General features: G+C 69.9%; 27 protein-coding genes and 2 pseudogenes. 21 read left to right on the plus strand and 8 right to left on the minus strand.

All coding sequences use genetic code 11. The features are described from left to right. The first annotated feature begins 107 nt into the window (after positions 1 to 107). Both ACFYY2_RS26745 and ACFYY2_RS26750 read left to right on the plus strand, forming a co-directional pair. On the plus strand, positions 108 to 1,232 hold the full coding sequence (locus tag ACFYY2_RS26745; protein WP_388747413.1) for a ferrochelatase: 1,125 nt from the start codon (positions 108 to 110) through the stop codon (positions 1,230 to 1,232). Between the two features lie 64 nt (positions 1,233 to 1,296). Next, the gene (locus ACFYY2_RS26750) at positions 1,297 to 2,097 is read left to right on the plus strand and encodes an inositol monophosphatase family protein (protein ID WP_388747416.1); all 801 of its coding nucleotides are present in this window, start codon (positions 1,297 to 1,299) and stop codon (positions 2,095 to 2,097) included. A gap of 101 nt (positions 2,098 to 2,198) precedes the next feature. On the opposite strand, the gene ACFYY2_RS26755 is transcribed toward ACFYY2_RS26750, so the two are convergent. Further along, positions 2,199 to 2,372 carry a hypothetical protein gene (locus tag ACFYY2_RS26755; RefSeq protein WP_327113681.1) on the minus strand — a complete coding sequence of 58 codons (174 nt, stop codon included), beginning with the start codon at positions 2,370 to 2,372 and terminating at the stop codon, positions 2,199 to 2,201. A 362-nt stretch (positions 2,373 to 2,734) separates the two neighbouring features. On the opposite strand from ACFYY2_RS26755, the gene ACFYY2_RS26760 reads away from it, so the two are divergent. From ACFYY2_RS26760 to ACFYY2_RS26775, 4 genes are all read left to right on the plus strand, one after another. Continuing rightward, positions 2,735 to 3,388: a response regulator transcription factor gene (locus tag ACFYY2_RS26760; protein ID WP_327113679.1), complete on the plus strand. Its 654-nt coding sequence runs from the start codon at positions 2,735 to 2,737 to the stop codon at positions 3,386 to 3,388. Between the two features lie 7 nt (positions 3,389 to 3,395). Further along, entirely contained in the window at positions 3,396 to 4,640 is a 1,245-nt protein-coding gene (locus ACFYY2_RS26765) for a sensor histidine kinase (protein ID WP_388747419.1), read from the plus strand. A gap of 404 nt (positions 4,641 to 5,044) precedes the next feature. Further along, positions 5,045 to 5,341 (plus strand): DUF4193 domain-containing protein, encoded by a 297-nt coding sequence (locus ACFYY2_RS26770; protein ID WP_003965732.1) that lies wholly within the window; start codon positions 5,045 to 5,047, stop codon positions 5,339 to 5,341. A gap of 11 nt (positions 5,342 to 5,352) precedes the next feature. Continuing rightward, a complete protein-coding gene (locus tag ACFYY2_RS26775) occupies positions 5,353 to 6,309 on the plus strand; it encodes a hypothetical protein (protein ID WP_388747422.1) in 957 nt (318 codons plus the stop codon). Between the two features lie 4 nt (positions 6,310 to 6,313). Here the strand turns inward: ACFYY2_RS26775 and ACFYY2_RS26780 are convergent, their stop codons facing one another. Next, positions 6,314 to 6,769 (minus strand): DUF3093 domain-containing protein, encoded by a 456-nt coding sequence (locus ACFYY2_RS26780; RefSeq protein WP_388747425.1) that lies wholly within the window; start codon positions 6,767 to 6,769, stop codon positions 6,314 to 6,316. 100 nt (positions 6,770 to 6,869) lie between these two features. Here ACFYY2_RS26780 and ACFYY2_RS26785 point away from each other — a divergent pair, with 100 nt between their 5' ends. The 8 genes from ACFYY2_RS26785 (at position 6,870) to ACFYY2_RS26820 (ending at position 14,471) form a co-directional block, all read left to right on the plus strand. Continuing rightward, a complete protein-coding gene (locus tag ACFYY2_RS26785; protein ID WP_388747607.1) occupies positions 6,870 to 7,412 on the plus strand; it encodes a PaaI family thioesterase in 543 nt (180 codons plus the stop codon). After that, positions 7,412 to 7,939, plus strand: coding sequence for a dUTP diphosphatase (gene dut, locus ACFYY2_RS26790; protein ID WP_388747428.1), 528 nt, complete (start codon positions 7,412 to 7,414; stop codon positions 7,937 to 7,939). The genes ACFYY2_RS26785 and dut overlap by 1 nt, the downstream gene beginning before the upstream one ends. Position 7,940: 1 nt before the next feature. Continuing rightward, the gene (locus ACFYY2_RS26795; RefSeq protein ID WP_388747431.1) at positions 7,941 to 8,705 is read left to right on the plus strand and encodes a DUF3710 domain-containing protein; all 765 of its coding nucleotides are present in this window, start codon (positions 7,941 to 7,943) and stop codon (positions 8,703 to 8,705) included. 147 nt (positions 8,706 to 8,852) lie between these two features. Beyond that, positions 8,853 to 9,587 carry an ABC transporter ATP-binding protein gene (locus ACFYY2_RS26800; protein ID WP_388747434.1) on the plus strand — a complete coding sequence of 245 codons (735 nt, stop codon included), beginning with the start codon at positions 8,853 to 8,855 and terminating at the stop codon, positions 9,585 to 9,587. Between the two features lie 167 nt (positions 9,588 to 9,754). Further along, positions 9,755 to 12,298 carry a DUF4118 domain-containing protein gene (locus ACFYY2_RS26805; protein ID WP_388747437.1) on the plus strand — a complete coding sequence of 848 codons (2,544 nt, stop codon included), beginning with the start codon at positions 9,755 to 9,757 and terminating at the stop codon, positions 12,296 to 12,298. Positions 12,299 to 12,368: 70 nt separating this feature from the next. After that, a complete protein-coding gene (locus ACFYY2_RS26810) occupies positions 12,369 to 13,076 on the plus strand; it encodes a response regulator (RefSeq protein WP_388747440.1) in 708 nt (235 codons plus the stop codon). A gap of 264 nt (positions 13,077 to 13,340) precedes the next feature. Next, positions 13,341 to 13,691, plus strand: a complete 351-nt coding sequence (locus tag ACFYY2_RS26815; RefSeq protein WP_388747610.1) for an OB-fold nucleic acid binding domain-containing protein — start codon at positions 13,341 to 13,343, stop codon at positions 13,689 to 13,691. 3 nt (positions 13,692 to 13,694) lie between these two features. After that, positions 13,695 to 14,471: a DUF3159 domain-containing protein gene (locus ACFYY2_RS26820; RefSeq protein ID WP_388747443.1), complete on the plus strand. Its 777-nt coding sequence runs from the start codon at positions 13,695 to 13,697 to the stop codon at positions 14,469 to 14,471. 71 nt (positions 14,472 to 14,542) lie between these two features. Here ACFYY2_RS26820 and ACFYY2_RS26825 read toward each other — a convergent pair whose 3' ends face one another. Beyond that, positions 14,543 to 15,220 carry a TrkA family potassium uptake protein gene (locus ACFYY2_RS26825; RefSeq protein WP_327113656.1) on the minus strand — a complete coding sequence of 226 codons (678 nt, stop codon included), beginning with the start codon at positions 15,218 to 15,220 and terminating at the stop codon, positions 14,543 to 14,545. Beyond that, on the minus strand, positions 15,220 to 15,888 hold the full coding sequence (locus tag ACFYY2_RS26830) for a potassium channel family protein (protein ID WP_388747447.1): 669 nt from the start codon (positions 15,886 to 15,888) through the stop codon (positions 15,220 to 15,222). The genes ACFYY2_RS26825 and ACFYY2_RS26830 overlap by 1 nt, the downstream gene beginning before the upstream one ends. A gap of 346 nt (positions 15,889 to 16,234) precedes the next feature. Between ACFYY2_RS26830 and ACFYY2_RS26835 the strand changes: the two genes are divergently transcribed. From ACFYY2_RS26835 to ACFYY2_RS26855, 5 genes and pseudogenes are all read left to right on the plus strand, one after another. After that, positions 16,235 to 18,283 (plus strand): APC family permease, encoded by a 2,049-nt coding sequence (locus ACFYY2_RS26835; RefSeq protein ID WP_388747450.1) that lies wholly within the window; start codon positions 16,235 to 16,237, stop codon positions 18,281 to 18,283. 205 nt (positions 18,284 to 18,488) lie between these two features. Next, positions 18,489 to 19,847, plus strand: a complete 1,359-nt coding sequence (locus tag ACFYY2_RS26840; protein WP_388747453.1) for a class I SAM-dependent RNA methyltransferase — start codon at positions 18,489 to 18,491, stop codon at positions 19,845 to 19,847. A 717-nt stretch (positions 19,848 to 20,564) separates the two neighbouring features. Then, positions 20,565 to 21,320 (plus strand): hypothetical protein, encoded by a 756-nt coding sequence (locus tag ACFYY2_RS26845; RefSeq protein ID WP_388747456.1) that lies wholly within the window; start codon positions 20,565 to 20,567, stop codon positions 21,318 to 21,320. 35 nt (positions 21,321 to 21,355) lie between these two features. After that, a complete protein-coding gene (locus tag ACFYY2_RS26850; protein ID WP_388747458.1) occupies positions 21,356 to 22,114 on the plus strand; it encodes a hypothetical protein in 759 nt (252 codons plus the stop codon). 89 nt (positions 22,115 to 22,203) lie between these two features. Then, positions 22,204 to 22,880 (plus strand): annotated as a pseudogene (locus tag ACFYY2_RS26855) (IS5 family transposase); the annotation flags it as partial. Between the two features lie 551 nt (positions 22,881 to 23,431). Here the strand turns inward: ACFYY2_RS26855 and ACFYY2_RS26860 are convergent. Then, positions 23,432 to 23,821 (minus strand): annotated as a pseudogene (locus ACFYY2_RS26860) (transposase family protein); the annotation flags it as partial. A gap of 110 nt (positions 23,822 to 23,931) precedes the next feature. Between ACFYY2_RS26860 and ACFYY2_RS26865 the strand changes: the two are divergent. Then, positions 23,932 to 24,414, plus strand: coding sequence for a hypothetical protein (locus ACFYY2_RS26865; protein WP_388747461.1), 483 nt, complete (start codon positions 23,932 to 23,934; stop codon positions 24,412 to 24,414). Positions 24,415 to 24,469: 55 nt separating this feature from the next. Here ACFYY2_RS26865 and ACFYY2_RS26870 read toward each other — a convergent pair whose 3' ends face one another. Continuing rightward, positions 24,470 to 25,027 (minus strand): hypothetical protein, encoded by a 558-nt coding sequence (locus ACFYY2_RS26870; protein WP_388747464.1) that lies wholly within the window; start codon positions 25,025 to 25,027, stop codon positions 24,470 to 24,472. 148 nt (positions 25,028 to 25,175) lie between these two features. On the opposite strand from ACFYY2_RS26870, the gene ACFYY2_RS26875 reads away from it, so the two are divergent. Further along, a complete protein-coding gene (locus tag ACFYY2_RS26875) occupies positions 25,176 to 25,562 on the plus strand; it encodes a WXG100 family type VII secretion target (RefSeq protein ID WP_388747467.1) in 387 nt (128 codons plus the stop codon). A gap of 298 nt (positions 25,563 to 25,860) precedes the next feature. Here ACFYY2_RS26875 and ACFYY2_RS26880 read toward each other — a convergent pair whose 3' ends face one another. Both ACFYY2_RS26880 and ACFYY2_RS26885 read right to left on the minus strand, forming a co-directional pair. Further along, on the minus strand, positions 25,861 to 26,061 hold the full coding sequence (locus ACFYY2_RS26880) for a hypothetical protein (RefSeq protein ID WP_388747470.1): 201 nt from the start codon (positions 26,059 to 26,061) through the stop codon (positions 25,861 to 25,863). 58 nt (positions 26,062 to 26,119) lie between these two features. After that, the gene (locus ACFYY2_RS26885; protein ID WP_388747473.1) at positions 26,120 to 26,311 is read right to left on the minus strand and encodes a hypothetical protein; all 192 of its coding nucleotides are present in this window, start codon (positions 26,309 to 26,311) and stop codon (positions 26,120 to 26,122) included. Between the last annotated feature and the right edge of the window lie 233 nt (positions 26,312 to 26,544).

Raw genomic sequence — 26,544 nt, forward strand, 5'->3', positions numbered from 1 at the left:
CTGTCAGGTGTGCAGATGCCTCACACAGCTTACGGGCGGTCCCCGCCACCCGGCACCGGCCGATGTCGGGTGCCGCACCGCCGCCACCGGGTGGCAGGATCGGGTGCATGTCCGATCTGCGTGATCCAGCTCCGTACGACGCCCTTCTGCTGCTCTCCTTCGGCGGTCCCGAAGGCCCCGACGACGTGGTCCCGTTCCTGGCGAACGTGACACGCGGCCGGGGCATCCCCGAGGAGCGCCTCAGGGAAGTCGGCAAGCACTACTTCCTCTTCGGCGGCGTGAGCCCGATCAACGCGCAGAACAGGGCCCTGCTCGACGCCCTGCGCAAGGACTTCGCGGACCACGGCCTGGAGATCCCCGTCCACTGGGGCAACCGCAACTGGGCCCCGTACCTCACCGACACCCTCCGCGAGATGATCACCGACGGGCACCGCCGGATCGCCGTGCTCGCGACCAGCGCCTACGCCTCGTACTCCGGCTGCCGCCAGTACCGCGAGAACCTCGCCGAGTCCCTGGCCGCCCTGGAGGCCGAGGGGCTCACGGTGCCCCGGGTCGACAAGCTGCGGCACTACTTCAACCACCCGGGCTTCGTACGGCCCATGGTGGACGGCGTGCTCGCCTCGCTGGCCGACCTCCCCGAGGAGGTCAGGGCGGGAGCGCACCTGGCGTTCACCACGCACTCCATCCCGACCTCCGCGGCCGACACCTCGGGGCCGGTGGAGTCCCACGGCGACGGCGGCTCCTACGTGGCCGAGCACCTGGACGTGGCACGCCTGATCGTCGAGGCCGTGCGCGAGGAGACGGGTGTCGAGCACCCCTGGCAGCTCGTCTACCAGTCGCGCAGCGGCGCCCCGCACATCCCGTGGCTCGAGCCCGACATCTGCGACCACCTGGAGACCCTCCACGGCGACGGGGTCCCGGCGGTCGTCATGGCGCCGATCGGCTTCGTCTCGGACCACATGGAGGTGCTGTACGACCTCGACACCGAGGCGGCGGCGAAGGCGGCCGAGCTCGGGCTGCCGGTCCGCAGGTCCGCGACGGTCGGCGCCGACCCCCGGTTCGCCGCGGCCGTGCGCGAGCTCCTCCTGGAGCGGGCCGCCGCCGAGCAGGACCGCCCGGCCGAGCGGTGCGCCCTGGGCGCGCTCGGGCCCTCGCACGACCTCTGCCCCGTCGGGTGCTGTCCGGCCAGGGTCCCGGCGCCGGCCGCGGCCGGCGCCGACAGCCCCTACTGACCGCCTTCCCGCAGCGGGCCGCCGACAGCCCGTCCCCGTCCCGCGACACCACGTCTGGAGCGTTGTGAACGACCCCCTCCTGTCCGAACTGCTCGACCTCGCCCTCGAAGCGGGACGCCGGGCCGGGGCCCTGCTCCGGGACGGCCGTCCCGCCGACCTGGGGGTGGCCGCGACCAAGTCCAGCCCCATCGACGTCGTCACCGAGATGGACATCCGGGCGGAGAAGCTGATCACCGGCTACCTCTCCGAGCACCGCCCCGCGGACGGCTTCCTCGGAGAGGAGGGCGCCAGCGCCGAGGGCAGCAGCGGAGTCCGGTGGGTCATCGACCCGCTCGACGGCACGGTGAACTACCTCTACGGCCTGCCGACGTGGTCGGTCTCCATCGCCGCCGAGCTCGACGGCGAGCGGGTCGTCGGCGTCGTGGAGGCCCCGATGCGCCGCGAGACGTTCCACGCGGTCCTCGGCCGGGGTGCGTACGGCAACGGCGAGGCGCTGCGGTGCCGCCCCGCGGCCCCCCTCGACCAGGCTCTGGTGGCCACGGGCTTCAACTACGTCACCGAGGTCCGCACCCACCAGGCCGCCGTCGCGCAGCGGCTGATCCCCAGGCTGCGCGACATCCGGCGCGGCGGATCGGCGGCCATCGAGCTCTGCGACGTGGCCGCGGGCCGCCTCGACGGCTACTACGAGCGAGGGCTGCACCCCTGGGACGTGGCGGCCGGCGACCTCATCGCCCGGGAGGCCGGCGCGCTCACCGGAGGCCGGCCCGGCCGGCCCGCGGACGGGGACCTGACCGTCGCGGCGACACCCGGGGTCTTCGGGCCGCTGCAGGCCCTCCTCGACGAACTCGGCGCCTGGCACGACTGACGCACGGCCCTCCGGCGCCCCTGGAGGTGCACCGGAGACCGCCCCGTACGACGGGAGGGCCCGGGCAGCCATGGCGGCTGCCCGGGCCCTCCCGCAGCGGCTCAGACGCTTGTGGCGCCGATTTCCACGCCGTGCTCGGCGGCCAGGCGGTGCAGGTCGTCGAGCTCTCCCTGTTCGACGTCCGCGAGGAAGTCGTCGCCCGTCTCGCGAGCCATCGTGAGGTCGGACTCGGTGGTCTTGATTCGTTGCAGCAGACCTGCGGTGAAAGCGTCCATGGAGCGCCCCCTCATCGTGGGTCGGTGGCACGGGGGTGTGCCCGGTGGTCCCCCGGCGCGAAGGCCGGGGTGCGGGTGATCACGCAGTCCCTCTGGAAGCAGGACGGGCTGTGGTACGCCACATACATGGCGTGATCGCGGGTGTGAGGTCGTCCTCCCCCCGCCCGGCATTCGAGAAACCTCAACTGCCCGGGGAATCCGATCCATTCCCCGCCGGGACGGCCCCGACGCGTCGTCTTACCGCCGGTTTATGGGTGTTGAAGGCAGGATGGACACGCACAGTCGGTGCCGCTGACGTGCAGCGAGCGGCCGTATTGAAGGCCGCTCGCCGTATTTCCGGAGATCTAGGGAAGGACTGCGCCGTGCGCGTACTCGTCGTCGAGGACGAGCAGCTGCTCGCCGATGCGGTGGCCACCGGACTGCGCCGGGAGGCCATGGCCGTCGACGTCGTCTACGACGGGGCGGCCGCCCTCGAGCGGGTCGGGGTCAACGACTACGACGTCGTCGTGCTGGACCGGGACCTCCCGCTCGTGCACGGCGACGACGTCTGCCGCAAGATCGTCGAGCTCGGCATGCCCACCCGGGTGCTCATGCTCACCGCCTCCGGTGACGTCAGCGACCGGGTCGAGGGCCTGGAGCTCGGCGCGGACGACTACCTCCCCAAGCCGTTCGCCTTCAGCGAGCTGACCGCCCGCGTGCGGGCCCTGGGGCGCCGTACGACGGTGGCCCTGCCGCCGGTGCTGGAGCGGGCGGGAATCAAGCTCGACCCCAACCGCCGCGAGGTCTTCCGGGACGACCAGGAGATCCAGCTCGCCCCGAAGGAGTTCGCCGTCCTCGAGGTCCTGATGCGCAGCGAGGGCGCGGTCGTCTCGGCCGAACAGCTGCTCGAAAAGGCCTGGGACGAGAACACCGACCCGTTCACGAACGTCGTGCGGGTGACGGTGATGACCCTGCGCCGCAAGCTCGGCGAACCGGCGGTCATCGTGACGGTCCCCGGCTCCGGCTACCGGATCTGAGGGCGTGATGGCAGCATCCCCGGGCCCTGTCGCGGCGCCCCCGAAACCGACCTGGGAGCCGAAGCAGCAGGAGACCACCTACCCGTGGCTGCGTCCGACCATCCGGATACGGCTCACGCTCCTGTACGGCGGCATGTTCCTCATCGCGGGCATCCTCCTGCTCTCGATCATCTACATGCTGGCCGCGCAGGCCCTGCACGACGCGGGGGGCGGGCTCGCCTTCCAGGTCTCGGGCACGAACGTCCGGATCTCCAGCGACACCTGTCCGCAGCTCGGCTCCGCGCTGAACAACAGCCAGCTCAACGAGGCGATCAAGGACTGCACCGCGTCGCAGCGGCAGCATGCCCTGGACAGCCTCCTCAACAGGGCGCTCCTGGCCCTCGTCGGCCTCAGCATCATCGCCTTCGCGTTCGGTTACGCCATGGCGGGCAGGGTCCTGTCCCCGCTGGGCAGGATCACCCGTACCGCCCGCAGGGTCGCCGGTACGGACCTGACCCGTCGGATCGAGCTGGACGGCCCGGACGACGAGCTCAAGGAGCTCGCGGACACCTTCGACGAGATGCTCGACCGTCTGGAGCGGGCCTTCACGGCGCAGCAGCGGTTCGTCGGGAACGCCTCGCACGAGCTGCGCACACCCCTCGCCATCAACCGCACCCTCCTGGAGGTGCACCTGTCGGACCCCGGGGCGCCCATGGAGCTCCAGCAGCTCGGCAAGACGCTCCTGGCCACCAACGAGCGCAGCGAACAGCTCGTGGAGGGCCTGCTCCTGCTCGCGCGCAGCGACAACCAGATCGTGGAGCGCAAGCCGGTGGACCTGGCGGAGGTGGCCGACCGGGCCATCGACCAGGCGAGGGCGGAGGCCGCGGACAAGGGCGTGGACATCCGCGGCGAGCGCGTGCCGGCGGTCGTCCAGGGCAACGGCGTCCTCCTGGAGCGCATCGCGCTCAACCTCGTGCAGAACGCCGTGCGCTACAACATCGCGGAGGACGGCTGGGTGGAGGTCACCACCGAACTCCAGCACGGACAGGCGGTCCTGCTCGTCACGAACACCGGGCCCGTCGTGCCGGCGTACGAGATCGACAACCTCTTCGAGCCGTTCACGCGGCTGCGCACGGAGCGGACCGGGAGCGACAAGGGCGTCGGACTCGGCCTGTCGATCGCGCGATCCGTCGCGCGGGCGCACGGAGGCCGTATCATCGCGGAGCCCCGCGAGGGCGGTGGTCTCGTGATGCGCGTCACCCTGCCGGTCTGAGAGGCTTCACGGCGTGAGGCCGGATTGGATCGCTCTGTTCGCTTTGGGCGGAATTATCGAACCATCCAACCGTTCTGTCCCTGTGTGATCGATCACAGGAGCGCATTCAGGCACCTCTACTCTCCGTGATCACAACTCTCCCCGAAAGCTTGGAAACGTCCGGGTTTCCGGGGGGTGAGATCACGGGAAGTACACGGGGTGGCGCCCGTGAACTGCAGTAACGGGACCGTGTACGGTCCCCATCGCCACCCAAGCTGATCGCTCACGAGAGATCCGGTTGGGTGTCGATTGAGTAACAGACCTTGATGTGAGGCAAAATCTCCGCCTCAGGTCGGGCACAAGTCCGGCCTCTCACGCGTTACGTGCGCTGAGACACCGCAGACACCCATGAGGGGGAGAGCGACATGGCAACGGATTACGACACCCCACGGAAGACCGACGACGACGTCGATCAGGACAGCCTCGAAGAGCTCAAGGCTCGTCGGAGCGACAAGACGGCATCCGCCGTCGACGTGGACGAGTTCGACGCGGCAGAGGGACTGGAGCTGCCCGGCGCAGACCTGTCCAACGAAGAGCTGGCCGTGCGGGTTCTGCCCAAGCAGGCCGACGAGTTCACGTGCATGAGCTGCTTCCTCGTGCACCACCGGAGCCAGCTGGCACGCGAGAAGAACGGTCAGCCCATCTGCCGCGACTGCGACTGAGGGTTCCGGCCGTGGCAGGCGACACACCGTTCCGGAAGCGGCGCTTGCGGCGCACGAAGTCGTCGGAGGCGCAACAGGGCGGCACAGGCCCGGTGGAGGGCGACAACCCCGCCGCCGAGCACGAGGCCGCCCTGCGGCCCTCCCCTGGCACACCCGACGACGAGCGGGGCCGTCCGGCCTCGCTCGAAGCAGTACGGGCAGCGGGCTCGGCACACGAGCCCGGGCAGGACGGACACGAGCCGTCTCCGGAGGAGTCCGGCCGCCTGAACTCACTGAAACGGGGCGTGCTGAGAAGCCGGGCGAGCGCCCGCGCCGCGGTCGGCACAGTGGCCGACCGGATCATCGAAACGGCCCCCCGCGTCCCCGTGCGGGACCTCGCCACCCTGCGCAGACAGTTCCCGGGACTCGGTCCCGAGGAGCTCGCCGACAAGCTCGTCGCGGGCGCGTGCAACGCCACCGCGACCGTCGGCGCCGGCATCGGGGCGGCGGCGATGATGCCCGTCCCGCCCGCCATGCTGGCCGAACTCGCCGCGGAGATCACCGGCGTCGCAGCCGTCGAGATGAAGCTCGTCGCCGAGCTCCACGAGGTCTACGGCCGGCGGCCCCCGGGCAACCTGGGCCAGCGCAGCACCGCCTACCTCACCGCCTGGACCGAGGAGCGCGGCATCGACGTCTCGCGCCCCACCACGCTCAACGCCGCCCTCGGCGGACAGATGAAACGCGAACTGCGCCAGCAGATCATGAAGCGCACGGTGCGCGACCTGCCCAACCTCATCCCGTTCATGATCGGAGCCGTCGTCGGCGCGATGATGAACCGGAGGGACACCAGAAAGCTCGCCGACCGCGTCAGGGACGACCTGAGACGCCACCAGGTGCCCTGGGACCGCCTCCCCGAGCTCCCCCCGCTGGAACAGCCCGCGAGCCCCGCCGCGGAGCTGCCCGAGGGCCTGGACGGCCCCGGCCGCTGAGCGCTCAGGCAGGCACCGGCGCGAGGGCCTCCAGGAGCGCCTGCGGCTCCCGGGTCGACAGATAGACGTACGGAGTCGGGTCGGCCGGATCCGTCACCTTCACCCGGACCGCCGTCGGGATGTAGCTGCGCAGGAGCATGAACGCGCGCGTGTCCGCCTTGTACGAGCGCCAGGCGCGCGCCTCCTCGCCGTCCAGGACCTCGGCGTCACCGAGTGCCTCGAGCGGGATCCGGGCGTCGCCCGCGACGAGCGCGCCCGCCACGACCCGGATGCGCGCGGAGCCGTACGAACTCACACCGGCGCACGCCGCCGCGGTCCCTCCCACCAGGCCGCCGAGCATCGGCAGGGCGCCCAGCGGCAGGAGCATCAGGGCACAGGCGACGCCGATCCCGAAGGCGATGAGCCACCACGAACGGGGCGCGGTGAGACGTTCGTCGAAGGGGGGTGCGGAAGGCTGCATGAAACCTAGCTTGGCACGGCGCGACCCCCGGTCGGCCGCGCGGGTAAGGTCTGCGCCTGTGAGTGGAACATCTGCACGTCTGACACCCCCGGCCGCGGCGGTGAAGCCGGTCCGTCATCCCGACGCCCCCGCGCCCGGTGAGCTCCTCGGCTCGCACTACGAACACTGTTTCGGCTGCGGAACCGGGCAGCCGCACGGTCTGCACCTCCAGGCGAGGGCCGGGGAGGGCGTGAGCGTCACCGCCGAGTTCACCGTGAGGCCGGCCCACCAGGGTGCCCCGGGACTCGCGCACGGTGGTGTCCTGGCCACGGCGATGGACGAGACGCTCGGCGCGCTGAGCTGGCTGCTCCGGGTGATCGCGGTGACCGGACGGCTGGAGACCGACTACCTCCTGCCGGTGCCGGTGGGCACGGAACTCTTCCTCGAGGCCGAGGTCACCGCCGTGCACAGCCGCAAGAACTACTGCCGCGCGACGGCACGGATCGGCGGCCCGGAGGGGCCCGTCGCCGTCCGCGCCGAGGCGCTCTTCATCGAGGTCAAGGTCGAGCACTTCACCGAGAACGGACGGCCCGAGGAGATCCGGGCGGCGATGGCCGACCCGGACCGGATCAGGCGCGCGCGTGCCTTCGAGGTGAACCCCTGATGCGTACCCCCGTCGACGTACTGATCCGCCGGCTCGACCCCGAGGTCCCGATCCCCGCGTACGGGCACCCGGGCGACGCCGGTGCCGACCTGGTGACCACGGAGGCCGCCGAGCTTGCCCCGGGCGAGCGGACCGTGCTCCCCACCGGGGTGTCGATCGCCCTGCCCGACGGGTACGCCGCCTTCGTGCACCCCCGCTCCGGCCTCGCGGCCCGCTGCGGACTGGCCCTCGTGAACGCCCCGGGGACGGTCGATGCCGGGTACCGTGGGGAGATCAAGGTCATCGTGGTCAATCTCGACCCGCGCGAGACCGTGAAGTTCGAACGGTTCGACCGGATTGCCCAACTGGTCGTCCAGCAGGTCGAGAAGGTGCGCTTCCACGAGGTGACGGAACTCCCCGGCTCCGCGCGGGCCGAGGGGGGCTTCGGATCCACCGGCGGTCACGCCGCGGTGGACGGCGTCACGGGCGGTAACACCCAGGGTGGGAACAGCTACGCTTCGGTCGTATCCGACCGGGAAGGACGTTGACGTGTTCGGACGTCGCAAGAACAGTGGTTCCACCGAGGACACGGTGGACGAAGCGCGCGAGGCCGAGCAGGTCGCCGACGGGCTCGACGGCGCCGCCAGCGGCTCGCGCCGCACGAACCTTCCGCCCGCACCCCGGCCGGACGGGCCGTGGGACATCTCCGAGGTCTCCCAGCCCGGCGAGGGCCGGGTGGACCTGGGCGGCGTCTTCGTGCCCGGGGTCGAAGGCATGGAGCTCCGCGTGGAGGTCGCCGGTGACGCCATCGTCGCGGCCACCGTCGTGCTGCGCGACAGCGCGATCCAGCTCCAGGCCTTCGCCGCTCCGAAGAAGGAGGGCATCTGGGGCGAGGTGCGCGACGAGATCGCGTCGGGCATCACCCAGCAGGGCGGGATCATCGACGAGGTCGAGGGTCCGCTGGGCTGGGAACTGCGTGCCCAGGTGCCCGTGCAGCTCCCGGACGGGAAGAACGGCGTGCAGCTGGTGCGCTTCGTCGGGATCGACGGACCGCGCTGGTTCCTGCGCGGCGTGATCTCCGGCCAGGGCGCCGTGCAGCCGGAGGCCGCAGGGCTGCTGGAGACGATCTTCCGCGACACCGTCGTCGTCCGCGGTGACGGCCCGATGGCGCCGCGCGACCCGATCGTCCTCAAGCTCCCCAACGACGCCCAGATGGTGCCCGAGGGCGTGCAGCAGGAGGACCAGGAGAGCTCCAAGTTCTCCGGCGGGATGGGCAGCCTCCAGCGCGGACCCGAGATCACCGAGGTGCGCTGACCGCGCCGCACGGCAGACCGAGGCCGGTGGGCCGCACCAGGGACCGGGTGCGGCCCACCGGCCTCTCCGTTGCCCCGCGGGGGCCGCACGGACATACTGGCGCTGCCGGAGAGCGGCAACGACGGCGGCACACGCACGGGGAGAACGATGACACGGAGCACCGGCGCACAGGGCGGTACGGCCCTGGCCGACAGCGCAACGGACGGCCCGATGGTGCGGATCGAGGACCTGCACCGCTCGTACGGCACCGGCGCCGCCGCCGTGCACGCCCTGCGCGGGGTCTCCTTCGAGATACCCCGCGGTGAGCTCGTCGCCCTCAAGGGCCGCTCCGGCTCCGGCAAGACCACCCTGCTCAACCTCGTCGGCGGTCTCGACACCCCCGACGCCGGCCGGATCACCGTCGGCGGCACCGACCTCTCGCAGCTCGGCGAGGACGGGCTGCTGGAACTGCGCCGGGACCGGATCGGATTCATCTTCCAGTCCTTCGGCCTGATCCCCATCCTGACCGCGGCCGAGAACGTCGGCGTACCCATGCGGCTGCGGAAGACGGACCCCGCCGAACGCGAGGAGCGCGTCGCCCTGCTGCTCGCGCTGGTGGGCCTCGGCGACCACGCCCAGCAGCGCCCCGGGGAGCTCTCCGGCGGCCAGCAGCAGCGCGTCGCCATCGCGCGCGCCCTCGCCAACCGCCCCGCGCTCCTGATCGCCGACGAACCCACCGGACAGCTCGACGCGGAGACCGGCCTCGCTGTCATGCAGCTCCTGAGGGCCGTGGTGCGCAGCGAGGGCGTCACCGTGCTCGTGGCCACCCACGACCCCCAGCTGCTCGGTTTCGCCGACCGGGTCCTGGAGCTCAGCGACGGGCACATCGTCGAGCACGCGTAGGCCGGTGGGACGCGGCCGCCCGCCGCAGGTCACAGGGCCGCGCATCAGAATCCCGTCAATACGGACCCCGCTCCAGGGGTCCGGTCCCCTATGCCCGGATTCTTCGGGGTAGCTTCGACAGCGGCTCCCGCATCGGCGGAAGCCGCTGCAGAGAAGACAATGGGGCCATGGCACGCGGCAAGCTTCGGATCTACCTGGGTGCGGCACCCGGTGTGGGCAAGACCTACGCGATGCTGTCCGAGGCCCACCGGCGGGTGGAGCGGGGAACGGACTGCGTCGTTGCGTTCGTGGAACACCACGACCGGCCGCGCACCGAGGTGCTCCTCCACGGGCTGGAGCAGATCCGGCGCCGGGACATCGACCACCGCTCGGCGGTCTTCTCCGAGATGGACGTGGACGCCGTCCTGGAGCGGGCCCCCGCCGTCGCGCTCGTCGACGAACTCGCGCACACCAATGTGCCCGGATCCCGCAACGCCAAGCGCTGGCAGGACGTCGAGGAACTGCTCAAGGCCGGCATCGACGTCGTCTCCACCGTCAACATCCAGCACCTGGAGTCCCTCGGCGACGTCGTCGAGTCGATAACCGGTGTGCGCCAGCAGGAGACCATCCCGGACGAGGTCGCCCGGCGGGCCGACCAGATCGAGCTCGTCGACATGTCCCCCCAGGCGCTGCGCCGGCGGATGGCCCACGGCAACATCTACAAGTCCGACAAGGTCGACGCGGCCCTGTCCAACTACTTCCGGCCCGGCAACCTCACCGCCCTGCGCGAACTGGCGCTCCTGTGGGTCGCCGACCGGGTCGACGAGTACCTGCAGCAGTACCGGGGCGAGCACGACATCAGCGCGCCCTGGCAGGCCCGCGAACGCATCGTCGTCGGACTCACCGGCGGCCCCGAGGGGCGCACGCTCATCCGCCGCGCCTCCCGGATGGCGGCCAAGGGCTCGGGCAGCGAGATCCTGGCGGTCTACATCGCGCGCAGCGACGGACTCACCTCGGCCTCGCCCAAGGAGCTGGCGGTCCAGCGCACACTCGTGGAGGACCTGGGCGGCACCTTCCACCACGTCATCGGCGACGACATACCGTCGGCGCTCCTGGCGTTCGCCCGGGGCGTCAACGCCACCCAGATCGTCCTCGGCTCCAGCCGCCGCAAGACCTGGCAGTACGTCTACGGCCCCGGGGTCGGCGCCACCGTCGCCCGCGAGTCCGGTCCCGACCTGGACGTCCACATCGTCACGCACGAAGAGGTCGCCAAGGGCCGCGGGCTGCCCATCGCGCGCGGCGCGCGGCTCAGCCGCGCCCGGATCATCTCGGGCTGGATCGCGGGTGTCGGCGGACCAGCCCTCCTGACCCTGCTCCTGCACGGACTGGAGAACGGGCCGGGACTCGCCAACGACGTCCTGCTCTTCCTCTTCCTGACGGTCGCCGCCGCGCTGCTCGGCGGGCTGGCCCCCGCGCTCGCCTCGGCCGCGGCCGGCTCCCTGCTCCTGAACTACTGGTTCACACCGCCCACGCACACCCTGACCGTGCAGGACCCCGAGAACTTCGTCGCCATCGTGATCTTCTTCGCGGTGGCGGTGGCCGTGGCCTCCGTCGTGGACCTGGCGGCACGCCGTACCCATCAGGCGGCCAGACTGCGGGCCGAGTCGGAGATCCTCTCCGCGCTGGCCGGAAGCGTCCTGCGGGGCGAGACGGCCCTCGACGCCCTACTGGAACGCGTCCGCGAGACCTTCGCCATGGAGTCCGTGGCCCTCCTGGAACGCAGCAGCGACGTCGACCCCTGGACCACCGCCGGATCCGTCGGCCCCGCGCCCGTGACCCGGCCCGACGACGCCGACGTCGACATGCCCGTCGGCGACCACATGGCCCTCGCCCTCTCCGGCCGCGTGCTGCCCGCCGAGGACCGGCGCGTCCTCGGCGCCTTCGCGGCACAGGCCGCCGTCGTCCTGGACCGGCAGCGGCTCGTCGGCGAGGCGGAGGCCGCCAGAAGGCTGGCCGAGGGCAACCGGATCAGGACCGCCCTGCTCGCCGCCGTCAGCCACGACCTGCGCACCCCCCTGGCGGCCATCAAGGCCGCTGTGAGCTCCCTGCGCTCCGACGACGTCGCCTGGTCCGAAGCGGACGAGGCGGAGCTCCTCGCGGCCATCGAGGACGGCGCGGACCGCCTGGACCACCTGGTCGGCAATCTCCTCGACATGTCCCGCCTGCAGACCGGCACCGTCACCCCGCTCATCCGCGAGATCGACCTCGACGAGGTCGTCCCGATGGCGCTCGGCGGCGTACCCGAGGGCAGCGTCGACCTGGACATCCCCGAGACGCTGCCCATGGTCGCCGTCGATCCGGGACTGCTGGAGCGGGCCGTCGCCAACATCGTCGAGAACGCCGTCAAGTACAGCACCGGCCGCGATCGCGTCCTCGTCGCCGCCAGCTCCCACGGTGAGCGCGTCGAGCTGCGGGTCGCCGACCGCGGCCGGGGAGTCCCGGACGAGGCCAAGGAACGGATCTTCGAACCGTTCCAGCGGTACGGTGACGCTCCGCGCGGAGCCGGCGTCGGCCTCGGGCTCGCCGTCGCCCGCGGCTTCGTGGAGTCCATGGGCGGCACGCTGGACGCCGAGGACACCCCCGGCGGAGGACTCACCATGGTCCTCACCCTCACCGCCGCACCGGGCCAGGTGAGTACCGGCCCCGTGCCGCCCGCGCAGGTGATGTCATGAGGCCCCGCGCCCCCGGTTCGCCGGGGCGTACCCCCACCCCGTTCACGTATTCCGGAAAGGCAGGTCAGCGATGACAAGGGTGCTCGTGGTCGACGACGAGCCGCAGATCGTGCGCGCCCTCGTGATCAACCTGAAGGCGCGCAAGTACGAGGTGGACGCCGCGCCCGACGGGGCGACGGCCCTCCAGCTCGCCGCGGCCCGCCATCCCGACGTCGTCGTGCTCGACCTGGGCCTGCCGGACATGGACGGCGTCGAGGTGATCAGGGGGCTGCGCGGCTGGACCCGGGTGCCGATCCTCGTGCTCTCCGCCCGCCACACGTCCGACGAGAAGGTCGAGGCCCTGGACGCGGGGGCCGACGACTACGTCACCAAGCCGTTCGGCATGGACGAGCTGCTGGCCCGGCTGCGCGCCGCCGTGCGCAGGGCGGAACCCGTCGGCCCGGAGGGCGGCGACGACCTGGTGATCGTCGAGACCGAGGGGTTCACCGTCGACCTGGCGGCGAAGAAGGTCCACCGCGAGGGCCGGGACGTACGGCTCACGCCCACGGAATGGCACCTGCTGGAGGTCCTCGTGCGCAACGCGGGGCGCCTCGTCAGCCAGAAGCAGCTGCTCCAGGAGGTGTGGGGGCCGTCGTACGGCACCGAGACCAACTACCTGCGCGTCTACATGGCGCAGCTGAGGCGCAAGCTGGAGGCGGACCCCTCGCACCCCAGACACTTCGTGACCGAACCCGGGATGGGCTACCGCTTCGAGCGCGGCCGGTCCGTACCGGAGTAGCGGCCCCCGAGAGCGCGCCGTGCGGCCCGTCCTGGGGCATCCGCCGGGGGCGCGGCCCCGGCGCCCGGCTCGGCCCGGGGAAGGGGGCTTCCACGCACGGGTGTCGGTTTCCGTCGTGTGAGTGTTCACTCGTCCGGGTTGTCCGGGTGAGGCCACCGCGGCCCGGCCGCCACCACGGGAGACCGGTACCCTTCGGGTATGAGCGCTGTTTCCCGATTCGAGAAGCCAGGCAGGACGGAAAAGCCGTCCGGCCGCTTCCGACGCATGCTCGACCGGCTGTCCAGCTCCCAGGAGGACCTCGAGTGCGAGGAACTCCGGGAGGACTCGCACGCCTCGGGCTGCACGCGCATCTCCGAGTGCTCGGACCGCCAGATCGTCAAGGTGACTGGTACCTTGCGGACGGTCACCCTCCGCCCGCGGGCCGGAGTGCCCGCCCTGGAGGCGGAGCTCTTCGACGGGACCGCACCGCTCGACGTGGTCTGGCTGGGCCGGCGTTCCATCGTCGGCATCGAGCCGGGCCGCAGGCTCATCGCGTCGGGTCGTGTGGCCATGAGCCACGGACGCCGGGTGCTGTTCAACCCCAAATACGAACTCCGACCGCTCGGCAAGGAGTAGCCGGTGACGTCTCTCGACAAGCCGACGTCCGACACGGACCAGCCCCACCGCACCGACCAGCAGGACGCCGACGCGAAGGCGGTCACGGAAGCCGCGCTCTTCGAGGCGTTCGGCGGCCTGCGCGGCATGGTGGAGACAGTCCTGCCCGGGCTGCTCTTCGTCACGATCTTCACCATCAACAAGGACCTGAAGGCGTCCGCCATCGCCGCACTGGCGGTGTCCCTGATCCTCGTCGTCGTGCGACTGGTCCGCCGGGACACCGTCAAGCACGCCTTCAGCGGCGTCTTCGGCGTGGCCTTCGGCGTCGTGTTCGCGATGATGACGGGCAACGCCAAGGACTTCTACCTCCCGGGCATGCTCTACACGCTCGGGCTGGCCCTGGCCTACCTCGTCACGTCGGTCGCGGGCGTGCCGCTGATCGGACTGATCCTGGGCCCGGTCTTCAAGGAGAACCTCTCCTGGCGCACCCGGAACCCCGGCCGGAAGAAGGCGTACACCAAGGCCAGTTACGCCTGGGGACTCATCCTCCTCGCCAAGTGCGCGATCCTCTTCCCGCTCTACTGGTGGGCCGACACCGCAGAGCTCGGCTGGGTGCTGGTCGCCCTGAAGATCCCGCCGTTCCTGCTCGCGGTGTATCTGACCTGGGTGTTCCTGGCCAAGGCGCCGCCGCCCATCGACGTGTTCGCCGAGATGGAGGCGGAGGAGCAGGCCGAGAAGGCCCGCAAGGCCGCCGCCGCGCAGACCGTCCAGTCACCGGAAGCACGCAACTCCGATTACTGACAGGCGCACGCCGCTCACATGCGTGGGGCCCTGACCGTGACACGGTCAGGGCCCCACGCATGTGAGCCGTCTCAGTCCTCTTCGGGATCGCGGCGGACCGACAGCAGGTCCTCCAGCTGCTCCTCGCGCGCCTGCGCCGCCACGAACAGCAGCTCGTCGCCGGCCTCCAGGGTCTCCTCGGGGCTCGGCGTCAGCACCCGCGTACCGCGGATGATCGTGACCAGCGAGGTGTCCTGGGGCCAGTCCACGTCCCCGACCCGGGTGCCGGCCAGGGCCGACTCCGGGGGCAGCGTCAGCTCTACCAGGTTGGCGTCGCCGTGGCTGAAGCGCAGCAGCCGGACCAGATCGCCGACACTCACCGCCTCCTCGACCAGTGCCGACATCAGGCGCGGCGTGGAGACCGCGACGTCGACACCCCAGGACTCGTTGAACAGCCACTCGTTCTTCGGGTTGTTCACCCGGGCGACGACCCTGGGGACGCCGTACTCGGTCTTCGCGAGCAGGGAGACGACCAGGTTGACCTTGTCGTCACCCGTCGCGGCGATCACGACGTTGCACCGCTGGAGCGCCGCCTCGTCGAGGGACGTGATCTCACAGGCGTCCGCGAGGAGCCACTCGGCCATCGGGACCCGCTCGACCGAGATGGCGGTGGGCGCCTTGTCGATCAGCAGCACCTCGTGACCGTTCTCCAGGAGCTCCGCCGCGATGGAACGTCCCACCGCACCCGCCCCGGCAATCGACACGCGCATCAGTGACCGCCCTCCTCGGGACCCTCGGCAAAGGCCTCCTCGACCTTCGCGATCTCGTCCGTACGCATCATCACGTGGACCAGGTCGCCCTCCTGCAGCACGGTCTGCGACGACGGCAGTATGGCCTCGCCCAGCCGGGTGAGGAACGCGACGCGGACGCCGGTCTCCTCCTGCAGTGTGCTGATCTTGTGACCGATCCACGACGGCGTCGTGTGCACCTCCGCGAGCTGCACACCACCGCTCGGGTCGCGCCACAGGGGCTCGGCTCCCGACGGCAGCAGCCGGCGGAGCATCTGGTCCGCGGTCCAGCGGACCGTCGCGACCGTGGGGATGCCCAGGCGCTGGTAGACCTCGGCGCGCTTCGGGTCGTAGATGCGTGCGGCGACGTTCTCGATGCCGAAATTCTCACGCGCCACACGCGCCGCGATGATGTTGGAGTTGTCGCCGCTGCTGACCGCGGCGAACGCCCCGGCCTCCTCGATACCCGCCTCGCGAAGGGTGTCCTGGTCGAAGCCGACGCCGCTGACCCGCCGGCCGCCGAACCCCGAACCGAGACGGCGGAACGCCGTGGGGTCCTGGTCGATCACCGCGACCGTGTGCCCCTGCTGCTCCAGGGTCTGCGCGAGAGCGGCTCCGACTCGCCCGCAGCCCATGATGACGATGTGCACCTTGCGCCTACCTCGCCGTCCTGGTCATCCGGATGACCTGCGAAAACACCCTGCTCACACTTCTCTCTCAGCTTGCGGGGGCAAACAACGGGGCAACCACCTTCGGTGTCGCCCCCACATGAGCTTATGCGGCGACGCCCCCACCGCCTCATCCGCGTGTGCGTATCCGGGAGACCGACCGGCGGAGCGGGCCGCGAAGAGGGGGGCCTCACCGCTCTCCGGCGCAAGGATTTCGTTAAGGATTCCATGGACTTTCCCGGTGAGGGCGGTTAATCATGAAGGTTTTCGGGGCATCGAGGGGGTGGTGCTTCGGCGGCGTGTCTCGCCAGCGCTTACGATCCTCACCGTGTCCAAACTGACCGACGTGCCCAAACGGATCCTGATCGGCCGGGCGCTGCGCAGCGACAAGCTGGGGGAAACCCTTCTCCCCAAGCGCATCGCGCTCCCCGTCTTCGCGTCCGACCCGCTGTCCTCCGTCGCGTACGCACCCGGAGAAGTCCTCCTGGTGCTGTCCATCGCGGGCGTGTCGGCATACCACTTCAGCCCGTGGATCGCGGCCGCCGTCGTGGTCCTGATGTTCACGGTCGTCGCCTCGTACCGGCAGAACGTGCGCGCCTACCCGAGCGGCGGCGGCGACTACGAGGTCGCCAACACCAACCTCGGGCCGAAGGCCGGACTGACCGTCGCGAGCGCCCTGCTCGTCGACTACGTCCTCACGGTCGCCGTGTCGATCTCCTCGGGCGTCGAGAACCTCGGCTCCGCGATCCCCTTCGTCATCGAGCACAAGACGTTCTGCGCCATAGGGGCCATCGTCCTGCTCACGCTGATGAACCTGCGAGGGGTCAGGGAATCCGGCAAACTCTTCGCCATCCCGACGTACCTGTTCGTGGCCGGCGTCTTCATCATGATCCTCTGGGGCGCCTTCAGGGGGCTTGCCCTCGGGGACACCATGCACGCGCCCACCTCGGACTACGAGATCAAGCCCGAGCACCAGGGACTCGCCGGATTCGCACTGGTGTTCCTGCTGCTGCGCGCCTTCTCCTCCGGCTGCGCGGCCCTCACCGGCGTCGAGGCGATCAGCAACGGCGTGCCCGCCTTCCGCAAGCCCAAGAGCAAGAACGCCGCGACCACCCTCGCGGCGATGGGCCTGCTGGCCGTCACCATGTTCTGCGGGATCATCGGCCTCGCCATGGCCACCGACGTGAAGCTGGCCGAGAACCCGGCCAAGGACCTGATCCACAACGGCTCCCCGGTCGGGGCGGGCTTCACCCAGGACCCGGTCATCTCCCAGGTCGCGGCGGCGGTCTTCGGCGAGGGAACGTTCTTCTTCGTCTTCCTCGCGGCGGCCACCGCGCTGGTGCTCTTCCTCGCCGCCAACACCGCGTACAACGGCTTCCCGCTGCTCGGCTCGATCCTGGCCCAGGACCGCTACCTGCCGCGTCAGCTGCACACCCGCGGCGACCGGCTGGCCTTCTCCAACGGCATCGTGCTGCTGGCCGGGGCCGCGATCCTGCTCGTCTGGATCTACGGGGCGGACTCGACCCGGCTCATCCAGCTCTACATCGTGGGCGTGTTCGTCTCCTTCACGCTCAGCCAGACCGGCATGGTCCGGCACTGGAACCGCCACCTGAGCACGGAGACGGACCCCGCGACGCGACGGCACATGATCCGCTCCCGGGCGATCAACACCTTCGGCGCGTTCTTCACCGGCCTCGTCCTGGTCGTCGTCCTGGCCACCAAGTTCACCCACGGCGCCTGGGTCGCGCTGCTCGGCATGGTCATCTTCTTCGGCACGATGACGGCGATCCGCAGGCACTACGACCGCGTCGCCGAGGAGATCTCCGCGGACGAGGCGCCCTCGGACGACACCATCAGGCCCTCGCGGGTCCACTCGATCGTCCTGGTCTCCAAGCTCCACCGGCCCACGCTGCGCGCCCTCGCGTACGCCAAGCTGGTGCGCTCCGACCAACTGGAGGCGCTGTCCATCAGCGTCGACCACGACGAGACGAAGGCGCTGAAGGAGGACTGGGAACGGCGCGGCATCGACATCCCGCTGAAGATCCTCGACTCGCCCTACCGCGAGGTGACGAGGCCGGTCATCGACTACGTCAAGAGTCTGCGCAAGGACCGGCCGCGCGACGTGATCAGCGTCTACATCCCCGAGTACGTGGTCGGCCACTGGTACGAGCACCTGCTCCACAACCAGAGCGCCCTGCGGCTGAAGGGCCGCCTGCTGTTCACACCGGGCGTCATGGTGACCTCGGTGCCGTACCAGCTGGAGTCCTCCGAGGCCGCGAAGCTGCGGGCCAGGAGGCGCGCGGACTGGACGGCGCCCGGATCCGTCCGGCGCGGGCCGGTGGAACGGCGCCACAAGGAGCCCAGCCACAAGGGGTGAGCAGCCCCCGGGCCACTGTGTGGTGAGCAGCCCCCGGGCACTGTGTGGTGAACGGCCGGCTCCGGCCCACGTAGACTGGTGGGCTGTTGTCCGGCCGTTTCCGCGTTTCCGTGTTTCCGCGGTCCTCATTTCCTCATCGCGGATCCCGGATCCCGGCCCCCTTCACCTCGTTCCTCTCTTCCCGACCCCCTGGAGCCACCCCCTCATGCAGAACGAAGCAACGTCGTCGCAGCCCGGGGAGCCGCAGGCCGGAGAGTCCCTGATCGGCCGGGAGTACGAGGTCGAGGTCGGCCCCGTCGCCCACGGCGGCCACTGCATCGCCCGCACCGACGAGGGCCAGGTCCTCTTCGTGCGGCACACCCTGCCCGGCGAGAAGGTCGTCGCCCGGGTCACCGAGGGCGACAGCGGATCCCGCTTCCTGCGCGCCGACGCGGTCACGGTCATCGAGGCGTCCAAGGACCGGGTGGAGGCCCCCTGCCCGTACGCCGGCCCCGGCAAGTGCGGCGGCTGCGACTGGCAGCACGCCAAGCCGGGCGCGCAGCGCCGCCTCAAGGGCGAGGTCATCGCCGAGCAGCTCCAGCGCCTCGCGGGCCTGACGCCCGAGGAGGCCGGCTGGGACGGCACGGTGATGCCGGCCGAGGGCGACAAGCTCCCGCCGGGCCAGGTCCCGGCCTGGCGCACGCGCGTGCAGTACGCCGTCGACGCGGACGGCCTGGTCGGACTCCGCAAGCACCGCTCGCACGAGGTCCAGCCGGTCGACCACTGCATGATCGCCGCCCCGGGAGTCTCCGAGCTCGGCATCGAGAAGCAGGACTGGCCCCAGATGGCGACGGTCGAGGCCATCTCGGCTACCGGCTCCCACGACCGCCAGGTCATCCTGACCCCGCGCGAGGGCGGCCGTCTCCCGCTGGTCGAGCTGGACAAGCCCGTGTCCGTGATGCGCGTGGACGAGAAGGACGGCGGCGTCCACCGCGTCCACGGCCGCGCCTTCGTGCGGGAGCGGGCCGACGACCGTACGTACCGCGTCGGCTCCGGCGGCTTCTGGCAGGTGCACCCGCAGGCGGCCGACACCCTGGTGCGCGCGGTCATGCAGGGGCTGCTGCCCCGCAAGAACGACACGGCCCTGGACCTCTACTGCGGCGTCGGCCTGTTCGCCGGCGCGATCGGGCAGCGGATCGGCGAGAAGGGCGCGGTGCTGGGCATCGAGTCCGGCAAGCGCGCGGTCGAGGACGCCCGTCACAACCTGAAGGACCTGGACCGGGTCCGCATCGAGCACGGCAAGGTCGACCAGGTCCTGCCGCGCACGGGCATCACGGAGTGCGACCTGATCGTCCTGGACCCGCCGCGCGCGGGAGCCGGCAAGGCGACGGTCAAGCAGCTGGTCGCGCTGGGGGCACGGCGCATCGCATACGTGGCGTGCGACCCGGCGGCACTGGCGCGGGACATCGCGTACTTCCGGGACGGGGGGTACCGGGTGCGGACGCTGCGGGCTTTCGACTTGTTCCCGATGACGCACCATGTGGAGTGCGTGGCGATCCTGGAGCCTGCTGAGAAGGGCGCCTGACCTGTGGTTTTGTGCTGCGGGTGGTTCGCTTGACCTGTTTCCCTCCGTGCAGCGGGTTCGAGCGGACAGATCGCTCCTTGAAGGGTGCCTGACCTGCGCATTCATCAGGAAGACGCTCGCAACTGCGACGCTCTCAGGAGCTTGTTCGGAGATTCTTGACGCTCGTATGACGCTCGAGTCGGGAGTCCTGCCCTCACGGACCTCTCCGGCTGGGTGCGCAGGACCGCGTCGATGTACAGGTCATGTCCAAGCGCCTTTCGGCCTGGTTCCCTGTTTCCTGACGTTCGACGACGTGAGGCCCGGGCACGCGCGCGCCCGGGCCTCACGCATCCTGCTCAGGTCAGGCCGGAACCGGGTAGTGGCTGCGGACCAGGCTCCGTGCAGCGACAACTCCACGAACTCCGGGTGGCCCTGCGACTCGTGCAGCGATTCCGACCTGGCCGCGGCTGGCGTACGTTCGGGTGGTGGATGCGCGGGGGCGTCGTCAACTTGACCGGATCGCCGGCCGCGTCGTACGCGCAGGTCGTCGCTCGGTCGATCGGTCGGTGACCGACGTCAGGCGGTGCGCTGCGTCGTAACCTTACGTAGTGCCAAGGCTGTTGGCGTCGGTGCTTCACCAACCGCGCTGTGCGCATCTTCACAAGAACCGCTGCTCCAGCAGGATTCCAACCGATGGCGGCTACTTGTCACCAGCACAGCAAATCAGATGAGGCAAGAATGGCCATGAAATTGTCGTTCGACGGAGGCTGGTCTGCGACGGTGACGGACGATCCGCTGCACATCACCCCTCGCTTCACGGGCGACTCCCTGGATGTTGCTCAGTACGTGGACGTGGAGGAGCGTGAGCGGTTCCTCTCGCACACCTTCGGTAGCCAGGACTGGCTGTGGGACGCCCCCGACGTCCTCCGGTTCGATCCGGACAGCCGGGAACTGGCCGGGACCGAATTCCGGATGCCGTATGTGTCCGCGAACGCCGAGACCGTGCCTCACGTTCCCGTCATGCCCGAGGTTCGCCCGGGCGGGCTCCGTGCGGACGAGGTCCGGGACTTCCGCCACGAGATGTGTACGGTGCTGTGTCGGGCTCCCGGCGATGCCGTGCTGGCCTGCTTTCGTGACCTCGATGTCCTCGACAGACCCCTGGATGCCTGTGTCGGCATCGCACCCGACGTGGCGCTTCTCGTCCAGGACGGAACCGTCGTCGGCTGGAGCATTACCGACCCCGCGCGGTACCTCGCCGCCGCGCACACCGCTCCCGACTCGGGCTCGCCTTCCGCGACCACGCGTCGTCTGCTCACTGAATGCCTGGACCTGGTCACCTCGCCGTTGGTCGACGACGTGGTGGACGGTAAACCGGCCGCGCTGACCCGCCTCCGAGCCGCCGACGAGACCCTCCGAGCCCAGCACGAAGACCGGCACCGGGCTGACGCCCTGCTCGCCTTGATCGCCACTTACGTGGACGACTACGCAATGTGAAGGTGAACCGTGGATGGTTCGTACGGTGACGAGCGATGAGACTCGTGCTCGACGGCGACTGGAGTGCGACGGTGAAGGGCAATCCCCTGCACATCTGTCCGCGCTTCGACTTCCGGGACTTTCTCGTACGCGTAGCGGAGTATTCGAATGTGGAGGAACGCGGCGCGTTCCTTTTGGACACCTTCGGCAGTGGGCCGTGGCTGTGGGACACACCTGACGAACTCCGGTTCAATCGAGAAGACCGGGAGTTGGTCGGCGTCGAGTTCCAGGTCGCCGGTGAGGCCGCCGACCCCGAAGACTGTGCCCACCTGTCTGCGGCCCCCGCCGTCCACCCGGGCGGACTTCGCGCCGAAGAGGTCCGGGACTTCCGCTTGGAGGTGACCAGCGAGCTCTGCCGTGCTCCGGAGGATGCCGTACTGACCTGTCTTCGTGATCTCGATGTCTTGGACACGCCGCTGGAGGCTCGCGTCGGTATCGCCCCGGACGTGGCACTTCTTGTTCAGGGCGGTGCCGTCGTCGGGTGGAGCCTGACCGATCCGGTCCGGTACGTGACCACCGGGTTCGCCGCCCCCGACCCGGCTCCTCCCGCCCCGTCGACCCGGGTCCTGTTCACCGCGTGCATGGACCTCGTCACCACGCCGTGGCTGGACGCGGTGCGGCGCCGTGATCCGGCAGCCCTGTCCGCCTTGCGGGAGCTTGACCGCAGGCTGCGTGACCAGCGTGAGGACCGGACCCGGGTCGACGCGCTCCTCGCTTTGATCGGCGAACTGGTCGAGGAGTACGGGAGCCGGTGACGGTCGGCTGCCAGGCATGCGAGGCGTTGTTCGAGCTTGCCGATGCCGTGTTGCGTGCGGGTGGCCCGGTCCGCTGGTGGGCGAGCGCCGCTGCGGACGGAACCTGGGACCGCATTCTGCAGGCGGTCCAGGCCAACGCCGACCTGTCGGGCCGGATCGACTGAGGCGTGGTCGGCGTCGACTCGACCTCGTGCCGGGCCCACCAGCACGCGGCCGGCGCACGCAAAGCCAAGTCTCGGGTCCCGCAAAAAGGACGACGCCTCGGCACCACCGTCCCGACGAGGGGCTTGGACGGCCCCGGGGCGGTCTGACCTGCAAGATCCACCTCGCCGGCGAAGGCGGCTGCCGCCCACTGGCCCTCCTACTAACGCCGGGCCAGTGGGGCGACGCTCCGCAGATGGTCGGGGTCCTTGACCGGATTCGGGTTCCCCGACCGCAGGGCGGACGGCCGCGGACCCGGCCCGACCATGTCAGCGGCGACAAGGCATACAGATCCCGCCGCAACCGGCGCTACCTGCGGAGACGCGACATCAAGCACACGATTCCGGAGCCGAAGGACCAGCGGGCCAACCGTCGGCGCAAAGGCAGTAACGGCGGCAGGCCCACCGGCTTCGATCGCGACCGCTACCGGCGGCGCAACGAAGTCGAGCGAACCATCAGCCGGCTCAAGAACTTCCGTGCTGTCGGAACCCGTTACGACAAACGGGCCTCCGTCTTCCATGGCACCGTCGCCGCAGTAGCGGTTCGCTTGTGGCTCAGACCATGACCGCAGGACAGTGCCTTTCCGTGCCGCGCGGATCCAGGCTGCACCCGCATGACCCACATGTACCCGGCCAGACCAATCGATCCGCGCACCGTCGCGTCAGCCCACGCCGGCAAAACGCTGCCTCCTGCATTCCATCCCAGGCTCCAGAAGAGGAGCAAACTCAGGGCGCTTGCCACTGTGACTGCGCTCCCGTACCTGACGAGCGTGGTGCGGCCTCTGCCCAGCCAGATTCCCAGAAGCCCAGCCGGGATCTGCACCATCACATGGAAACTTGCGCATGCCAGCGGCACAGTAAGGAGGAGGACGAAGGGTGCATCTGCTGTGGGATCGCCTGGCGGGGTCGCATAGCCGAAGTTCAGCATCCACAACGGCGGCAGCAAGAAGGTGAGCAGGAGTACGGCTCCACTCAGATGCATAGCGCCAAGGTGCCGCAGTGCCGAATGTGGAGCCCCGACGCTTCGTCCCCTGGCAGTCGGACCATTGGTTCTCTCGCCCATATCTCCCCTCCCGCCGCCCTGCAGGCCTGGGACATGGTAGTCAGGCGGTTACCCCGTCCTCGCACGGCGTAGCTTCGACTGCTCGGCCACCGTGTGGTCGCGGGTGGGAACCAGGGTCCCGTCGACGATGAGCACGTTGCCCTTGCGGAACCGCTTCCTTGTCTGGAGCGCGAGCAGCGGCCCGAGGTTATCGATGACCCGGTCCGCCGCTGACTTCGAGATGCCGAACAGCGGGGCGATCTGACGCATCGTCAAGTTGGTGCGCCAGTACGCCGTCACCAGCAGGACACGGTCTTCCAGCGACAGACTCCAAGGCCGGCCCCGCTGCTGACCCACGGCTTGCTCGCGCCGCACAGAAGCGACCAACTTGTTGAAGCAGCGCGTGCTCAGCCCGGTGGAGGGCTCAATCCAGGACGGCACCGACGCCGTGATCACACCAGCCACAGCATGATCGTTTCACCCTGGGAATGGTAGTCGAGCGGCACGTCGTCGCTCGCATCGCGGCCACAATCGGCCCCGTACCCTCTTGACCTGAGTTAGTCCAGAATGCCGCCATGGCCGACGAAGAGCACAACGAGGCAGCCGCACGCTCCTTCCTGACATGTGCCGTCGAGGTGGCGCGCCTGATCAATCTCGGGAGCGCGACCGACGTGCCGGAAGCACGCCGCGCACGGTACCTGGCGCATGCGGTGCGCAAGCCACTGCTCGAACGCGCCTGCCTACCCGAAGAGTTCTTCGCCCCGTTGATGGCCGCAGCCGTCTACGACCCGGACCCCAGCTTCTGCCTCTGGTTCGTCGAGCCCACGGTCTACGCCTTCGGACGCCGTCGGGTCATGACCGCCTTGCTCGACTATCTACAGACGGGCACGGACGCGGAACAAGCAGGCGCCAAGCGGGCCTGGTACTGCGCTCATGTGCCGCTCCGCGCCGACCGGTCCCCGGCCTACGCACCCGGCGCAACGCGCGATCCTGCCCTGGACGAGTCCCGCGATGTGATGGACGAGTGGCGAGATACCCTTCAGCGGTCAGCCGTGTGAGACGGCGCCGTCGCCGTGGGGCTGTTGATCACTCTGCCCACTCACGGGACAAGCCTTAGTCGGCGAAGCCCCAGACCAGGCCCACTTCGGTGTCCGAGACGATGACGAGGCCACAGTCTTCCATGTAGACACTCAGCGGGCTGTACCCGAAGCTCTCCAGAGTGAAGTCGATTGTGCCGGGGCGGCTGCCCTGTTTTTGTACGTTCGTGTAGTACCTGGCCCCGTCCCCGTACCGAGCGAGGATCGTGCGCGCCATGGCCCGCAGTTCGTCCGGGGATTCGGCGAAGTACTGGAGGTTGGCAAGGGTGCACCCGGACTCCGTGAGGGCCAGGAGCAGGTTCTCGGCGCTGCCCCGGTCGATTTCTTTGAGGCGCGGCGCGATGTACTCCGGGGGGTGGTCGGCGAATGGGTACTTGGGGTCTCCCTCACGCTCCGGGCTCTGGGCCGCGTCGTCGACGCCGACCCAGCCCCTGGGGTCCGGAACCCGGGCCATCACGGTGAGGACGTCGAGGGCCCAGTCCTCGTGGTGGCGGGGACCTGTGGCGACGTACGCGTACGCGTCCCTGTACAGGTGGCGTACCGCGGCGTCCCAGGACGTCTGGTCGACGGGCATGCGGCGTTGGCCTTTCTCGGCAGATGTGCCAGGGCGTTTCCCGGTCAGGACGCGTCCCGGATCCCGCCAGCGTGGGCGCCTGCCTGTGTACCGGTTCTCAGTTCCTGGTCTCCGGCTTGCAATGCAGGTTCGAACGTGGGGGGCCGGCATGGGTGACGAGCCCAAACTCGCTTACGCCTCGTCGCAGTTGAAGAAACTGGCAGACGATCTGGATGACATGCAGGAGTATCTCGGCAAGCAGGTCACACGCATGGACGAGATCGTCGACGGCATCGAGGTCGGCTGGCAGGGGCCGACTGCTACGTCCTATCGATCGCTCCACCGTGGTGCCGCGGAGGATGCCGTTCGCATCGGACAGACCATTCAGTTCCTGGCGGAGGCCATTCGTCTGAGCGAAGGCGGCTTTACCCAGCAGGAACTCGAGACCCTCGAACAGTTCCGCAGGGTCCGGGCCGACGTCGACATCGAAGCAGCCGCCGATGCACTGTCCACGCCATCAATCCAGCTGCCTCGCAGCGGTCTGCAAGACCTCTGATGCACGAGGGCCGTCGCCCTCGATCTGGCGGAGGTCCTCCAAGATGCCGTCTCCGGAAGAGTTCGGCTGGGCGTGGCCGCCTGCCCCGCGTACGGGGCACCCCCGGGGTGCGTACGCCAATGCGGCGTACGCGGGTCGCACCTGGAGACGGGTACGGAGCGACGCCAATTGTGGGCGCATGACCGCACCGTCCGTTCCCGCGACCGGTCACTCCCACCCGCTGTCGCAGGCTGCTGAATGAGGCCGGACCCTGCTCACGGCCACAGCTCCAGCAGGGCGTTCATGGTCGGCTTCCACATCAGCACTGCCCCCCGTCCCTATGGGTGGCGGCGAGCGCGCATCCCACGGCGGCGTCGTGGGGCACCATGCGCTTGCCGCTCTTCGGCTCCTCCCGCTCGGCGCCGACCGTCCCGTCCCCGGTCGACGTGAAGACGACGAGGAAACGGCCGTAGCGCAGCAGACTGCTGGTGCCCAGAGAGCCGCGACTCAGCTCGTACACCACGCTGCTTCCGAGTCGACCCCGCTCTCCCCGGTCATCTGCACACGGTGCCCAGCGGTCACCGCATTCCACTGCTGCGGCTGCTGTCGTAGCGGATGCGTGTGGCGACGCCGCTCACGTCGTACGCCTTGGCATTCAGACCGCCCTGCTTGTACCCGGACAGTGGGTCGTTGGGGTCCACCGGCTGCTTGCTCGCGCTGCGTCCGCTGGTCTCGCCGCTGGGCACCGTGTCGTAGGACGGCTTGACCACGCCGCCGGAGACGCGACCGCCGAGCTCGAAGCACTCCGCTGGGGGCTGGGACGGACTGCCCGCCCCGCGCCCCGCTGGCTTCCGGACCTGCGGAAAAAGGGGGGAGGCGCTTGCGTCATCAGCGTCTTCAGGGTGACGTTCGGAGAGCCTTGACGCTCGGGGCCGTGCGGGCCGGCCACCGCCGCGTGGGAAGCATGCTGGTAGGGGCATTCCGCTGCGTCTTCCATTGGCCG

It is taken from the genome of Streptomyces sp. NPDC001822 (assembly GCF_042892135.1).
GTDB lineage: Bacteria > Actinomycetota > Actinomycetes > Streptomycetales > Streptomycetaceae > Streptomyces.

Bases quoted from the DNA above. Each gene is read 5' to 3' on its own strand.
- ACFYY2_RS26745 (WP_388747413.1), top strand. From the start codon at position 108: ATGTCCGATCTGCGTGATCCAGCTCCGTACGACGCCCTTCTGCTGCTC.
- ACFYY2_RS26755 (WP_327113681.1), bottom strand. From the start codon at position 2,372: ATGGACGCTTTCACCGCAGGTCTGCTGCAACGAATCAAGACCACCGAG.
- ACFYY2_RS26765 (WP_388747419.1), top strand. From the start codon at position 3,396: ATGGCAGCATCCCCGGGCCCTGTCGCGGCGCCCCCGAAACCGACCTGG.
- ACFYY2_RS26770 (WP_003965732.1), top strand. From the start codon at position 5,045: ATGGCAACGGATTACGACACCCCACGGAAGACCGACGACGACGTCGAT.
- ACFYY2_RS26780 (WP_388747425.1), bottom strand. From the start codon at position 6,769: ATGCAGCCTTCCGCACCCCCCTTCGACGAACGTCTCACCGCGCCCCGT.
- dut (WP_388747428.1), top strand. From the start codon at position 7,412: ATGCGTACCCCCGTCGACGTACTGATCCGCCGGCTCGACCCCGAGGTC.
- ACFYY2_RS26800 (WP_388747434.1), top strand. From the start codon at position 8,853: ATGACACGGAGCACCGGCGCACAGGGCGGTACGGCCCTGGCCGACAGC.
- ACFYY2_RS26805 (WP_388747437.1), top strand. From the start codon at position 9,755: ATGGCACGCGGCAAGCTTCGGATCTACCTGGGTGCGGCACCCGGTGTG.
- ACFYY2_RS26810 (WP_388747440.1), top strand. From the start codon at position 12,369: ATGACAAGGGTGCTCGTGGTCGACGACGAGCCGCAGATCGTGCGCGCC.
- ACFYY2_RS26815 (WP_388747610.1), top strand. From the start codon at position 13,341: ATGCTCGACCGGCTGTCCAGCTCCCAGGAGGACCTCGAGTGCGAGGAA.
- ACFYY2_RS26825 (WP_327113656.1), bottom strand. From the start codon at position 15,220: ATGCGCGTGTCGATTGCCGGGGCGGGTGCGGTGGGACGTTCCATCGCG.
- ACFYY2_RS26840 (WP_388747453.1), top strand. From the start codon at position 18,489: ATGCAGAACGAAGCAACGTCGTCGCAGCCCGGGGAGCCGCAGGCCGGA.
- ACFYY2_RS26845 (WP_388747456.1), top strand. From the start codon at position 20,565: ATGGCCATGAAATTGTCGTTCGACGGAGGCTGGTCTGCGACGGTGACG.
- ACFYY2_RS26850 (WP_388747458.1), top strand. From the start codon at position 21,356: ATGAGACTCGTGCTCGACGGCGACTGGAGTGCGACGGTGAAGGGCAAT.
- ACFYY2_RS26865 (WP_388747461.1), top strand. From the start codon at position 23,932: ATGGCCGACGAAGAGCACAACGAGGCAGCCGCACGCTCCTTCCTGACA.
- ACFYY2_RS26870 (WP_388747464.1), bottom strand. From the start codon at position 25,027: ATGCCCGTCGACCAGACGTCCTGGGACGCCGCGGTACGCCACCTGTAC.
- ACFYY2_RS26875 (WP_388747467.1), top strand. From the start codon at position 25,176: ATGGGTGACGAGCCCAAACTCGCTTACGCCTCGTCGCAGTTGAAGAAA.